14 protein-coding genes are annotated in these 12341 nt (G+C 71.8%); 2 read left to right on the forward strand and 12 right to left on the reverse strand.

The genetic code is table 11. From position 1 onward, the window contains the following. Nucleotides 1-186 precede the first annotated feature (186 nt). A complete protein-coding gene (locus ABT137_RS06420) occupies nt 187-1431 on the reverse strand; it encodes a GNAT family N-acetyltransferase (RefSeq protein ID WP_351703353.1) in 1245 nt (414 codons plus the stop codon). Between the two features lie 132 nt (nt 1432-1563). After that, nucleotides 1564-2157 carry an RsiG family protein gene (locus ABT137_RS06425; RefSeq protein WP_351703356.1) on the reverse strand — a complete coding sequence of 198 codons (594 nt, stop codon included), beginning with the start codon at nt 2155-2157 and terminating at the stop codon, nt 1564-1566. 157 nt (nt 2158-2314) lie between these two features. Between ABT137_RS06425 and dtd the strand changes: the two genes are divergently transcribed. Next, the gene (gene dtd, locus ABT137_RS06430) at nt 2315-2740 is read left to right on the forward strand and encodes a D-aminoacyl-tRNA deacylase (protein ID WP_351498148.1); all 426 of its coding nucleotides are present in this window, start codon (nt 2315-2317) and stop codon (nt 2738-2740) included. Here the strand turns inward: dtd and ABT137_RS06435 are convergent. The 9 genes from ABT137_RS06435 to ABT137_RS06475 form a co-directional block, all read right to left on the reverse strand. Next, on the reverse strand, nt 2718-4538 hold the full coding sequence (locus ABT137_RS06435; protein ID WP_351703359.1) for a helix-turn-helix domain-containing protein: 1821 nt from the start codon (nt 4536-4538) through the stop codon (nt 2718-2720). The genes dtd and ABT137_RS06435 overlap by 23 nt on opposite strands. Before the next feature lie 169 nt (nt 4539-4707). Next, entirely contained in the window at nt 4708-5673 is a 966-nt protein-coding gene (ygfZ, locus tag ABT137_RS06440) for a CAF17-like 4Fe-4S cluster assembly/insertion protein YgfZ (RefSeq protein ID WP_351703362.1), read from the reverse strand. A 10-nt stretch (nt 5674-5683) separates the two neighbouring features. Next, on the reverse strand, nt 5684-6160 hold the full coding sequence (locus ABT137_RS06445; RefSeq protein WP_351703365.1) for a Fur family transcriptional regulator: 477 nt from the start codon (nt 6158-6160) through the stop codon (nt 5684-5686). A gap of 34 nt (nt 6161-6194) precedes the next feature. After that, complete coding sequence (locus ABT137_RS06450) at nt 6195-6770, reverse strand: heme-binding beta-barrel domain-containing protein (protein WP_351703368.1); 576 nt, start codon at nt 6768-6770, stop codon at nt 6195-6197. 232 nt (nt 6771-7002) lie between these two features. Further along, the gene (locus ABT137_RS06455) at nt 7003-7911 is read right to left on the reverse strand and encodes a hypothetical protein (protein ID WP_351703371.1); all 909 of its coding nucleotides are present in this window, start codon (nt 7909-7911) and stop codon (nt 7003-7005) included. Beyond that, nucleotides 7908-8795, reverse strand: coding sequence for a hypothetical protein (locus ABT137_RS06460; protein WP_351703374.1), 888 nt, complete (start codon nt 8793-8795; stop codon nt 7908-7910). The genes ABT137_RS06455 and ABT137_RS06460 overlap by 4 nt, the downstream gene beginning before the upstream one ends. Next, entirely contained in the window at nt 8792-9529 is a 738-nt protein-coding gene (locus tag ABT137_RS06465) for a hypothetical protein (protein ID WP_351703377.1), read from the reverse strand. The genes ABT137_RS06460 and ABT137_RS06465 overlap by 4 nt, the downstream gene beginning before the upstream one ends. A gap of 251 nt (nt 9530-9780) precedes the next feature. Continuing rightward, on the reverse strand, nt 9781-10140 hold the full coding sequence (locus ABT137_RS06470; RefSeq protein ID WP_351703380.1) for a DoxX family protein: 360 nt from the start codon (nt 10138-10140) through the stop codon (nt 9781-9783). Beyond that, nucleotides 10137-10610 carry a cupin domain-containing protein gene (locus ABT137_RS06475; RefSeq protein ID WP_351703383.1) on the reverse strand — a complete coding sequence of 158 codons (474 nt, stop codon included), beginning with the start codon at nt 10608-10610 and terminating at the stop codon, nt 10137-10139. Before ABT137_RS06475 ends, ABT137_RS06470 begins: the two co-directional genes overlap by 4 nt. Before the next feature lie 98 nt (nt 10611-10708). Here ABT137_RS06475 and ABT137_RS06480 point away from each other — a divergent pair, with 98 nt between their 5' ends. After that, the gene (locus tag ABT137_RS06480; protein WP_351703632.1) at nt 10709-11557 is read left to right on the forward strand and encodes a LysR family transcriptional regulator; all 849 of its coding nucleotides are present in this window, start codon (nt 10709-10711) and stop codon (nt 11555-11557) included. Between the two features lie 6 nt (nt 11558-11563). Here ABT137_RS06480 and ABT137_RS06485 read toward each other — a convergent pair whose 3' ends face one another. After that, a complete protein-coding gene (locus tag ABT137_RS06485) occupies nt 11564-12337 on the reverse strand; it encodes a TIGR03084 family metal-binding protein (RefSeq protein WP_351703386.1) in 774 nt (257 codons plus the stop codon). Nucleotides 12338-12341: the final 4 nt, after the last annotated feature.

Here is a 12341-nt window from a genome sequence, read left to right on the forward strand (position 1 = left end):
TCCACCTGGGCCGGCCGTCGGGGCGCGCGGCCAGCACGACCAGCACAGTCACAACTGAACACCGACAACCGAACACAGGCAGACCCGCACAGCCACAACTTCACAGCTCGCTACGGATGAGCAGCACAGCACAGTCACAAGTGAAAAAAGGTGATTCAGGCACCGTCCCCGGGAGGAAGGAGCGCCTCAGAAGATGTCCGGGCACCAAGGCCGCCCGGACGCGCGCAACAGGGCGTCGGCCTCCCGGGCGGCGCCCACTCGCTCTTCCTGGACCCGTCCGAGGGCGTGCAACCGCGCCACGGACTGGTCACCGAGCCAGACGCTCGCCAGCTCGGCGATGTCGAGGGCGAGGTCGGGGGTGTCGGTGGTCGGGGTGCAGGACGCCCCCTCGGGGGAGGCGTCCAGCCGGAACCGGCCGCCGGCCAGCCCCTGCCGGTCCGCCACCTCCAGGACCAGCGACCCCGCCCTGTCGTACGTCCGCGCCTCCAGGGCCCGTACGACGTCCAGGATCCGCACCCACAGCCAGTCCGCCTGGTTGGTGATCCGTGCGGCGCGCGGGTCGGGCAGGTAGTGCGGCAGCAGGTCGTCCGGCGACCGCCAGCCGCTCTTCACCCGGGTGATCCAGTCGATCGAGCACAGGTAGTGCCACAGCGCGCGCTCGGCCGCCGGGGTCGTACCGAGCAGCCAGTGCACGTCGGCGGTGTCGTAGGGCTGCTTGCCCTGCCAGTTGTCGTCCGAGTCGTAGGCCGCGATGCCCTCCACCTCGCCGGCCGCCGAGCGGTACACCGCGAAGTAGGGCTCCTTCCACTCCTCGTCGAAGCGGACCACGCCGGTGCGCAACTGCCACCACAGCTCGCTGCGGCTGACCGCGCCGGGGGTGCTGCGGCGGACGCGTTCGTGCAGGTCGGGGCCGAGCTTGCGGATGTCCTCGCCGTCGACGAGATCGATCCGGCCGCCGTCCTCGGGACGCGCCCAGCGCGGGTCCAGGCCGGTCCGCGGGACCTCGACCGTCCACTCCGTCAGCGTGGTCGCCGGGCCGAAGCCGTAGCGGCCGTAGATCCGGTACTCGGCCGCGATCAGGGTCGCGACCACGTCTCCGCGCTCCTTCGCCGCGGCCAGGTCCTGGCTCATCATGCGGGTGAGCAGGCCGCGGCGGCGGTGGGTGGCGGTGACGGTGACGTTGGAGATGGCGTCGGCGGGCAGGGTCGCGCCGCCGACCGCGGTCAGCTCCTGGTCGAAGGAGCGGAACGTGGCGACGCAGCGGGGGCCGTCGAAGGCGCCGAGAAGTCTGCCCGGGACGAACTGCCTTCGGCGCGCGTCGAGTTGCTCGGCCGAGAGGGTGGGGCGCTGGAGGAAGCCGGTGGACAGGGCGCGGTGCCAGTCGGCGAGCTCGGGTTCGGTTATGGGGCGGACTTCGACGGCGTCAGTCATGACAGCACGGTATGCGTTTGATTCCGTGGTGCCGATTCATTTTCGGGTGCGGGTGCATGGGGGCTTGTCGCGCCCCCGCGGCGGCAGCCACACATCGAATACAGCCCCGCGCCCCTTAAGGGGCGCTCTGGCTCACGTCAGCAGATCGTCGACCTGTGCTTCGCCTTCCCGGTAGCGGCGGGTGATCTCCCCGCTCGAATCGTCGGCCGTTCGCTGCAGGCGCTGCCTCCGCCGCGACACCTCCTGCTCGTAGCGGACCAGGCGGCCCATCGCGGCCGTCAGCTCGGTGTCCGTGCGGGCCGCCAGGTCGGAGAGTTCGACCTCGGCCAGCATGTCGGCCGCCAGCCTGTCGTACTCCTCGTTGTGCGGGGTGCCCAGGGTGACGTGGCGGGCGGAGGAGCGGTGGCGGGCCGGGGCATCCGTGAGGATCTCCGGGAGGCGGTCCACGACGGCGGCCGCGCCCGCCGGGGAGCGGCGGGCCAATTCCGCGCGCAGGATGTCGATACGGCCCTGGAGCAGCCGTCGTACGTAGCTCAGGTCGGCCTCGTCGCGTTGCGCGTCCCGGCGCAGGACGCGCAGTTCGGGCAGGCTCAGGCGGGCCAGGTCGTGCTCCGGCGGTTCCGCGGGCAGCGGGATGTCCTCGCCGCGCTGTGCGGGCGGCCGGGGCAGGCTCTGCACGCTCTGCGTGCCCTGCGTCTTCAGTCGCCCGGTGCTCGGTGTGCTCATACGTCTCAACCGTCCCCTCGACCGGCGTGTGGAAGCATGGTGCCACCCCAAGTGGCCGCAATGTGACCGAGTGCCCCCGAACGGCCCTAGTTGGGACGTTAAGGATCAATAATGGGCCCCTGTGGGGGGCATGTGGGCACCGGGCATGATGGTGCGCATGCGAGCGGTGGTACAGCGGGTGGACGGCGCGAGCGTCGTCGTGGACGGCGAGACGGTGGGCGCGATCGAGGGCGAGGGCCTGTGCGTGCTCGTCGGCGTGACGCACGAGGACACCAAGGAGAAGGCGGCCCAACTCGCCCGGAAACTCTGGTCGATCCGTATGCTGGCGGACGAGCGGTCGTGCAGTGACGTCGACGCGCCGCTGCTCGTGATCAGTCAGTTCACGCTGTACGGCGACGCGCGCAAGGGGCGGCGGCCGACCTGGAACGCGGCGGCGCCCGGCGAGGTGGCGGAGCCGCTGGTGGACGAGGTGGTCGCGCAGCTGCGGGCGCTGGGGGCGACCGTGGCGACCGGGCGGTTCGGGGCGCAGATGCGGGTGTCGCTGACGAACGACGGCCCGTTCACCGTCCTGCTGGAGATGTGAGCAGCGCCCGGCAGTCCCGGGCCAGCGCCGCCATGCCGAGTTCCTCCGCCGTGCCGAGCGCGGTCCGGGCCAGGCCGTGGGCGGTGGCCCGGGCGGCGGGCGAGCCGGTACGGAGCCGGGCGCGGGCCTCGTCGAGGCGGAGCCGGGCCATCTGCGCCGGGTACCGCTGCGCCGGCCGTACGGCACGGGCGAGGTGGCCGAGCGCGGTCTCCGGTTCGCCCGCGACGAGCGCGAGTACGGCGCTGAAGCGGGCGGCGGGCCCCAGCAGGACGGTGGGCCAGCCGGCCAGGACCAGTTCGTCGCCGTGCGCGTCGAGAAGGGCGCGCAGCGGCGGGACGTACGCCGACAGCTCGGTACGGCGGTCCGTGCGCTCCGCCAGTGCGGCGCAGACCAGGGCGAGGGTCGCCGCGGTGGGCAGGGCCCAGCCGCTCGGCGGGAACCGGGTGAAGCCGTCGGCGTCGGCGGCGAACGCCCGGAGCTGGTCCGCGGCCTGTTCGTACCGTCCGGTCTCGCACAGGGCCAGGGCGAGGCCCGCCCGCCACACCGGGAAGTAGCCGCGGCGCTGGACGCCGGCCATCCGCGGGGAGGCGAACAGCTCGGCCAGGCGGCCCTGTTCGTGGCGCAGCCAGTACTCCTGGCCGAGGACGGTCTGGCTGAGGGTGTCCGCGGGCATCGAGAGCCCCGACTCCATCGCCGCCGCGACCTTCCCGGCCTCCCCGAGGATCCATCCCTCGGCGGCGGCGAACTCCCCGCGCCACAGGCTCATGAGGGCGTCCAGCGTGCCCTGCTGCCAGTGCGCCAGCCGGCTGCGGTGCCGGGCCGCGTACTCGCGGTGGCGGCTGAGGGTCGCCTCGGCGGCGGGCACCCGGCCGGTGCGGAGCTGGTCGATGGCGAGGGCGACCAGGGCCTCGCCCTGGAAGTAGGCCGAGTGGGACCGCACGGCGAGGTCGCGGAGTTCGGTGGAGAGGCTGAGCAGGCTGCGGGCGGGCTCGAAGTCGTACAGGGCCCAGCGGGTCTCGGTCAGGACCTCGCAGCGGGCCTCGTCCCCCACGCCGCCGGGTGTTCCGGGCGTCCTGCGGCCGCGCTCGCGCAGTTCCGCCAGCGCCTGGCGGGCCAGCCGGGCGCCGGTGCGGGGTTCGGCACCGGTGACCGCGGTGTCGTCGCCGATGGACATGGCGAGCTTCTTGGCCCGGTGGGCGGTGAGCTGGAGCCGCAGTTCCACCGCCCGGGTGTCCTCCCGGCCGGCCAGCGCGGCCAGGCAGGCGTCGATGCGGAAGAGCAGGTCGCGGTCGACCTGCCCGGGGTCCGACCAGCGGCGGGCGCTGCGGACGACGGCGTACGCGCGGGCCAGCTCGTCGCCGCCGGCGGCCTCGTAGGCGGCCTGGTAGTGCCGGTCCGCCTCGTACATCTCGCCGAGGAGGTGACGGGTGTCGCCGCGCCGGACGTGCTGGTCGAACGCGGCGCCGTAGCCGCTCGGCCGGGCGGCCGGGGAGGGCGCCGGGTCGGGTTCCGGGCGGCGCCGCGTCCCGCGGACGGACCGGGCGGCCGCGTCCCGTCTCTCGTCCCGTCTCTCGTGCTGCTCGGGTCCGGGCGGCAGCAGCGCGAGCAGGGCGCCGTCGGCCCGCAGGGCGGCGTCACAGCGCTCGGCCAGCGGCCGGCCCGGGGGCCGCAGGCCGTTCTCCACCCGGCTGAGGTAGCTCTTGCTGTAGTGCACCCGGCGGGCCAGCTCGGCGAGGGAGAGGTCGGCGGCCTCCCGGCGGACGCGCAGCGCCTCGGCGAACTCCTCCTGCGGTGTCACGGCGCCTCCCCGAGGGCACGCGCGCATCGGATCGAACACGTGCACACCGTGTCCAAGTGGTCGCCGCCCGTTGCCAATTATGGAGTGGCAACGGCATGTCCCGCAGCGTGCTTCCGTAGATCCACAGCCTGTGGAGAAAGAAGTCGCGGAGAAGGAACGCGCGGCGGGGTTACGGCTCGACGATCACTTCCTGTGCCGCGGCCGTCTCCCCCGCGACCAGCCGGGCGTCCGCCGGGACGTTGCGCTTGACCAACGCCAGGGCGACCGGGCCCAGTTCGAAGTGGCGTACCGACGTCGTCACGACGCCGATCTTCCGGCCGTCCTCGCCCTCGTCGGCCACCCGGATCTCGGTCCCGTGCGGCGGCAGGTGGACGTCGCTGCCGTCCAGGTGGAGGAAGACCAGGCGGCGCGGCGGCTTGCCGAGGTTCTGCACCCGGGCCACGGTCTCCTGGCCGCGGTAGCAGCCCTTCTGGAGGTGGACGGCGGTACCGATCCAGCCCAGCTCGTGCGGGATGGTCCGGTGGTCGGTCTCGAAGCCGAGCCGGGGCCGGTGGTGCTCGACGCGCAGCGCCTCGTAGGCGAGCAGCCCGGCGGCCGGGCCCGCCTTCTCGGCGTACGCCTCCAGGTCGGCCCGGGGCAGGAAGAGATCACGGCCGTACGCCGTCTCGCGTACGACGGCGCCCTCCGGGGCCTCGGCGATCGAGCCGGCGGGCAGGTGGACGACCGCGAAGTCGGCGGTGCGGTCGGCGACCTCCACCCGGTAGAAGAACTTCATCGACTCCAGGTAGGCGATGAGCGCCTCCTGGGTGCCCGGTTCGACGTGGGCCCAGACGGTCGTACCGTCGTCGACCAGGTACAGCGCGTGCTCGATGTGGCCGTGCGCGGAGAGGATCAGCGCCTCGGTGGCCTCACCGACGGGCAGCTCGCTGACGTGCTGGGTGAGGAGCAGGTGCAGCCAGCTGAGGCGGTCCTCGCCGGTGACGGCCACGACCCCCCGGTGGGAGAGGTCGACGAAACCGGCGCCGTCGGCGAGGGCGCGCTGCTCGCGGAACAGGTCGCCGTAGTGCGCGGCGACGCCTTCGTCCACGCCCTCGGCGGGCACCGCGCCGGGCAGGGACAGCAAGGGGCTCTTCATATGCCTAAGCCTACGACTCGGTAATTGAACTCTGGACTGACGCGGACGCGGCGGATGCCGCCTTGGCTCTCTTCAGCGTGCAGTCCTTGCAACGCCCGAAGATCGCGAAGTGTTTCATGTCCGTCTCGAAGCCGAAGTCGCGCCGCAGCTTGGCGGTGAACTCCGCGGCCACCGCCACGTCCGCCTCGATCACGTTCTCGCAGTCGCGGCAGACCAGGTGGATGTGGTGGTGACGGTCGGCGAGGTGGTACGTCGGCGCACCGTGCCCGAGATGGGCATGGCTGACCAGCCCGAGCTCCTCCAGGAGCTCCAGGGTCCGGTAGACCGTCGAGATGTTGACCCCCGACGCGGTCTTCCTCACCTCACCGAGGATGTCGTCGGGGGTCGCGTGCTCAAGGGTGTCCACGGCTTCGAGCACGAGTTGCCGCTGCGGCGTCAGCCGGTAGCCGCGCTGCCTTAGGTCGCTCTTCCAGTCGGTGCTCACCACACCGAAAGTCTAGAACTACTTCCGAATTCCAGAACTACTTGAAGAACGCGATGCCGTCGTCCGGCATGTCGTCGGGGAGGGCCTTGGCCCAGCGCTCGACGTCCTCCGGGGTGACGACCTTCTTCAGGTGCGCCGACATGTAGGGGCGCAGCTCGACCTCGGGTGTCTGCTTCTCGCCGACCCACATCAGGTCGCTCTTGACGTAGCCGTAGAGGCGCTTGCCGCCGCTGTACGGGGCGGAGGCGGCGGTCCGGGCGACGGCGTCGGTGACCAGGTCGATCTGGGGCTTCTGGTCGGCCATCTCGCCGTACCAGATCTCGATCACGCCGTCGTCGCGGACCATCGTGACCTCGACCTTGCGGTGGGCGTCGATGCGCCAGAAGCCGGACTCCGACTCCAGCGGGCGCACCTTGTTCCCGTCGTGGTCCAGCACCCAGGTGTGGGAGTGGTACTCCAGGAAGTCCCGTCCGTCGTGGCTGAAGGTGACCTCCTGACCGAAGTTGCACTTCTCCGAACCCGGGAAGTCGTGGACCCCCGCGCCGGCCCAGCTGCCGAGCAGGAAGGCCAGCGGGACCAGGTCCTTGTGCAGGTCGGACGGAATCTCGATCATGAGTGGTGGTTCCTAGACTCGGGCTCGGACTCGGTTCAGCGCTGGCCCTGGTACAGCTTCTTCACGGTCAGCCAGGCGAAGGCGATGACGCCGACGCAGACCAGGACCAGCAGGGTTTCGAAGAAGGCTTCCACGGGTGCTCCTTGAGCGGGGGCGGGCGTAGGTACAAGAGCCGGGCCCCAGCTTACGCGGCCCGGGCCCGGCGCTCTTGGCGAGGTGTACCCCTGCGGGGTCAGTCCAGCAGCTCGCTCTGCAGGGTCACCGTCTGCTCGAAGGGGACGGCGGGCGCGCTGCCCTTGCGGGACTGGATGATCACGCCGACGGTGTCGCCGGAGGCGAGGTAGGCCTGCCGGGCCTGCCGGGCGCCGTACGGCTTGAGCTCCGTGTAGGGCGCCAGCAGGACGTGCTCGATCCTGGCCGGGTCCGGGAACTTCCCGTCGAGTTCGTACTGGTCGCCGTCGCGCAGCGCGTAGGTCGGCGCCGCCTGGCTCATCAGCTTCCCGTTGAGGATCGCCTCCGCGACGGCGGCCGTGTCGAACTGGAGCAGGTAGATCCGGGTGTGCGTGCCGTCGGGGGTGGTCCAGCCGCGGGCGGTGATGTGCCGCAGGCCGTTGTCTACGAGCGTCTGGCGCAGCTCGTCGCGGTCGTCCGCGGTGGCGAACTCGGCGAGGAAGCCCTTCGTCGGCAGCCAGCCGTCCGTGCCCTTGAGCGAGGCGTCGGCGGTGGCGCCCTGCGGGGCCGGCAGGACCAGTTTCCGCAGGTCGGCGTAGTGGGTGCCGGCCGGGTTGCGGGCGTCGTCGTTCGGGCCGGGGCTGCCGGAGGGCAGCGGGGGCTTCACGAGGACGGGGTACGCCCAGCGGCCGTCGGGGTGCGTGGCGAGACCGGGTACGTCGGTGCGGTCGAGCCGCGTGATCCCGTACGCCGTGCCGGTCCCGACGACGCCGAAGACGGCGACGGCGGCGACCCAGCGGAGGGTGGCCCGCAGCAGCCGGCGGTCCTTCTTCGCGGGCTGCGCGGCGGCCGGTACCGGTATCGCGACCGCGGGGAGATCACCGACGACCTCCGCCCGGTCCGCTTCCGTGCCCGTGACCGGGCCTGTGTGCGCGCTCGGGTCCGCGTTCATGTTCGTCTCGGTGGTCATACGGCCGCCCCCGGGTCCTTGATCCGTTCGAGCTGGGCGTGCAGCATGTCCGCCGCGCTCTTCGTGTCCAGCGGCTTGGCCGCGGTGGCCGTGGCGGTGACCAGGACGTCCCCCACGTAGCCGTAGCAGAGCATCGTGTCGAGCTTCTCGTCCGATGCGGCCGGTGGCAGGAAGCACGAGGTCGAGTCCTTGTACCCCGCGATCTCCGGGCCCTTCCGGAAGATGTCCAGCGCGTCGAAGAGCTCCCGCTCGGCGGTGGCGATGGTACGGACCGTGGCCCGGTTCTCCATCTGGGCCAGCTGGACGTCCATCGTGTACTCGTCGCCCTCGGCCCCGGCGGTGTACACGTAGCTGCGCATCACCATGCCCTTGACCGGGTTCTTGTCGATCTGCCGGTCCAGCTGCTGGCGCTGCGAACGCGGCAGGTCCTGGATCGACTCCTTGCGCAGCGCCGTGGCCTGGGCGCCGGTCAGCCGCACGTCCGAGCCGAACCCGGCCAGGTCCGGGCCCCGCCCGTACCGGTCCTTGTCGTACGGCAGCAGCATTCCCTGGAGACCGGTCTCCGTCGCCGCCCGCGCGCCCTTGGACTCCTTGGGCAGGCTCCAGAGCGGGGCACCGGGATCGCGGTCCGCGGAACGCACGGTCACGACCGTGTAGGCGGCACCCGCGACGACGGCCACGGCGAGGACGCCGACGGCTGCGAAGACGCCGATACGACGCCGGGGCCGCGCCGCCGGAGCCGCGGGCGCGAGGTCGGGGGCAGGGGCGGGGGCAGGGAGGGGCGCGTCGGAAACGGCCTCGGAAACGGCCTCGGGGGCCGTCGGCTGCTCGGAAACGGCCGCTTCCGGCGCCGTGGGCTCGGGGGTCACGGATTGCTCGCTCACAGCCGCTCCATCTGCCGCTTCGCCAGATCCAGCACCTTCGTCCTGGAGATCGGCTTCGTGTCGCTGATCCAGATCTCCATGGCGATGTCCCCGCGCCACGCGTGCGCCTCGGCCGAGTACACGCTCACGCCGTACCCGCTGTCGGGCTTGTGGTGGACGTACGCCATGCCGTCGCCGGTGCCGGGGACCGGCCAGCTCTCGGTGTCCCGGGCCCCCGAGTCGGCCCAGTAGTACGCGTCCGCCGCCGCGTCCTCGGCCGTCGAGCTGCTCTCCTCCTGGCGGTACTGGATCAGCCGGATCTCGACGTTGTAGGTGCTGCCCTCCCGCCAGGTGGTGGCGGCCGCGCGCCGGAAATCGTCCTGCGCGATCAGGGTGCGGAAGGCCCCGGCCGGCTTGTCGAAGGTCTCCGCGTACTCGGTCAGGTCCATCCAGCCGTCGGTCCCCACCGTGTACAGCCCCTTGCGCGCCCCGCTCGGCTTCTTCAGCAGCAGCTTGCGCAGGTCGCCGTCGACCTTGACCTTCCGGTCCTCGGCGGCCGACAGCGGCTCCGGACCGGCGCCCTTCGCCTGCACGACCGACGGCTGGGAGAGGGACGGCAGGGCGGTGGGCGCACGGTCGGCCTGGACGAGGTAGCCGACGCAGGAACCGGCCACGACGCCGAGCACGGCGGCACCGGCGATCAGCGCGGCGGTACGGCGCGTCGTCTTTCGCTCACGTTCGGGCGATGCTTCCAAAAGCGATTCCGGCGGCGTTTCCGCTGACGTTTCCGGCGTCGTTTCCGGCATCGTTTCCGGCGTTATTTCTTGAGATGTTTCTTGAGGTGTTTCTTGTGGTGTTTCTGGCGGTGGTTCTGGCCGGGGTTCCGGCGGTGTCTCTGGTACGTCCATTTCGTCCCCCTGTGCACAACGGGAGCACGGATTCCTTGATCCGCGCGCCACAGGAGACTCATGGTCCGCTCAATGAGTTGTACAAGGATTAATTACGATCAGGACACCGCCGCGAGCCAGACAGTCGCCCCCGCCGCAAGCAAGAGCGTGAGGTTGAGGGCCACTTGGCGGTCCCCCATCCGCAGGTGAACCCGGATCGCGCCGACTTGGAGCACGACGAACCCGACGGCGGCGGCCAGGCCCAGCCAGGGCGCGACGCCGGTCAGGCGCGGGAGGACGAGGCCGACCGCGCCGAGGACCTCGACGCTCCCGATCGCCCGCACGGCCGGCATCGGCGTACCGTCCACCCACGCCATCATCGGCAGCAGCCGCTCCCTGCTCCCCACGACCTTCAGCCCGCCCCCGTAGAGGTAGAAGAGGGCGAGCAGACCGGCCACGATCCAGTACGCGACGCTCATGAGGCGGTGGCCGGCTCGGTGGCGTACCGGCTCATGATCTCGGCGCTCGCCCGCGGGCCCGGCGCCTCGCCGCCGGCGTACAGGTCCCGCAGGTCCCGGAAGTACTGCACGTACAGGTCGGGGGTGAACGTGCTGAGCATGACGGCCGGTTCGCCGGTGACGTTGGCGAACGTGTGCGGGGCACCGGGCGGCACCATGACGAGCGTCCCGGCCGTGGCGTCGTACTCCTCGTCCCCGACGGTGAAACGCACCGAGCCGGAGATGACGTAGAACCCCTCGTCGTGGCGGGCATGCCGGTGCTGCGGCGGGCCGGGGGTGTGCGGCGCGAGGACGGACTCGGCGAGGCCGAGGCGGTGGCCGGTGGTACGGCCGTCCTCCAGGACGCGCATCCGGGTGGTGCCGAGCATCAGCACCTCGCCGTCGCCGGGGCCGACGACGGATACCGCGGGAGTGTTGTCGTGAGTCGTCATGTTCCGATTCGACGGCCGGGGTGGTCCGGCTGTCCAAGACCTGTTCCGCCGGCCCGATACCCGATCGGTATCGTTGCTGTATGGAGCGCATGGAGCGGATGGAGCTACGCACGCTGCGTTATTTCGTGGCGGTCGCCGAGGAACTCCACTTCGGCCGGGCCGCCGCACGGCTCCATATGAGCCAGCCCCCGCTGAGCCGTGCGATCAAGGCGCTGGAGACCGAGATCGGCGCGCGGCTGTTCGAGCGGTCGCCGGCCGGGGTCGCCCTGACCCCGGTGGGAGCGGTCCTGCTGGACGAGGCCCGCGGGCTCCTCGACCAGGCCGACCGGCTGCGCGTGCGGGTCGCGACGGCGGCGGGGACCGCCGTTCTGACCGTCGGCCTCCTGGGCGACAGCACGGATCCGGGCGTACGGCGCCTGGCCCGCGCGTACCGCGAACGCCACCCGGGCGTCGAGATCCGCATCCGCGAGACCGACCTGACGGACCCCACGTGCGGGTTGCACGCCGGTGCCGTCGACGTCGCTCTCACCCGCGCGCCGTTCGACGAAACAGGGCTGGTGGTGGCGGAGTTGCGTGCCGATCCGGTGGGGGCGCTGCTCCGTGCCGACGATCCGCTGGCCGGCCGGGCGAACCTGGAGCTGGCCGACCTCGCCGACCGGCGGTGGTTCCGGTTCCCGGAGGGCACGGACCCGCTGTGGCAGTCGTACTGGAGCGGCGGGGAGGCGCGGGAGGGGCCGGTCGTGCGGGCCGTCCAGGAATGCCGGCAGGCGGTGCTCTGGAACGGCACGGTGGGCATGACACTGGCCGGCCACGACCCGGGGGCCGGGCTCACGGTCGTACCGGTCACCGACATGCCGCCGAGCCGGGTGGTGGTGGCGTGGGCCGCGGGGGACGGGAATCCGTTGCTGCGGTCGTTCGTGCGGGTGGCGGTCGCGGCCTACGGTTGATCGGATTCAGAGGAAGACGCGAGCGATGTCGAGCCACTTCTGCGCGTCTTCGCCGACCGCGGTGAGGTCGGTCTCGGCGAGGGACCTGCGGTGCGTGACCCGGAGGCAGAAGTCGAGGCCGCTGCCCCGAACCCGTTGCGCGGCGTCCTCGGGGCCCCACGCCCAGGTCCGGCCGTCGGGACCGGTCAGCTCGACCCGGAACGGCTCGGTCGGCAGGGGCAGTTGGGCGGCGTAGAAGGACAGCTCACGTCCTATTACTCCCAGCGAGGCCACGTGCCGCAGCCGGCCCGTGGCGCGGTGCGGGACGCCCAGCGTGTCGTAGACGTCCTGCCCGTGCGCCCAGGTCTCCATCAGCCGGAGCGGGACCATGAGCGATGCGGTCAGCTGTGAGCCGTACCAGGGGAAGCCGTGGTCCAGTGCTATGTCACATAGCGCCGCCGCCACCTCGGCCCGCCCCGCGCGCCATTCCTCCAGCAGCGCCGACCTCGGTTTGGCCGCGCCCTCGGCCGCGTCGAGATCCGCGTACTTGCTGCCTGCGGCTTCCGCCTGCTTCAGCACGGCCTCGAAGGCGTCCGGGGTCCGTATGGCTATGAGTACGTTCGCATCGGCCGAAGCGAGGTGAGCGATCTGGTGGGCGATCGTCCACCCCTCGGCCGGCGTGGGGAGCGACCAGTCGGTGTGCGCCGACACCAGCGCGTCGAGCTCGTCGCCTTCGGCCACCAGGTCGGGCAGGGCGAGGTCGCGATCCAATCCGGACGTGTCGAGGCCGTAGTCCAACATCGGT

This window comes from Streptomyces sp. NPDC001980 (assembly GCF_040296885.1).
Classification (GTDB): domain Bacteria; phylum Actinomycetota; class Actinomycetes; order Streptomycetales; family Streptomycetaceae; genus Streptomyces.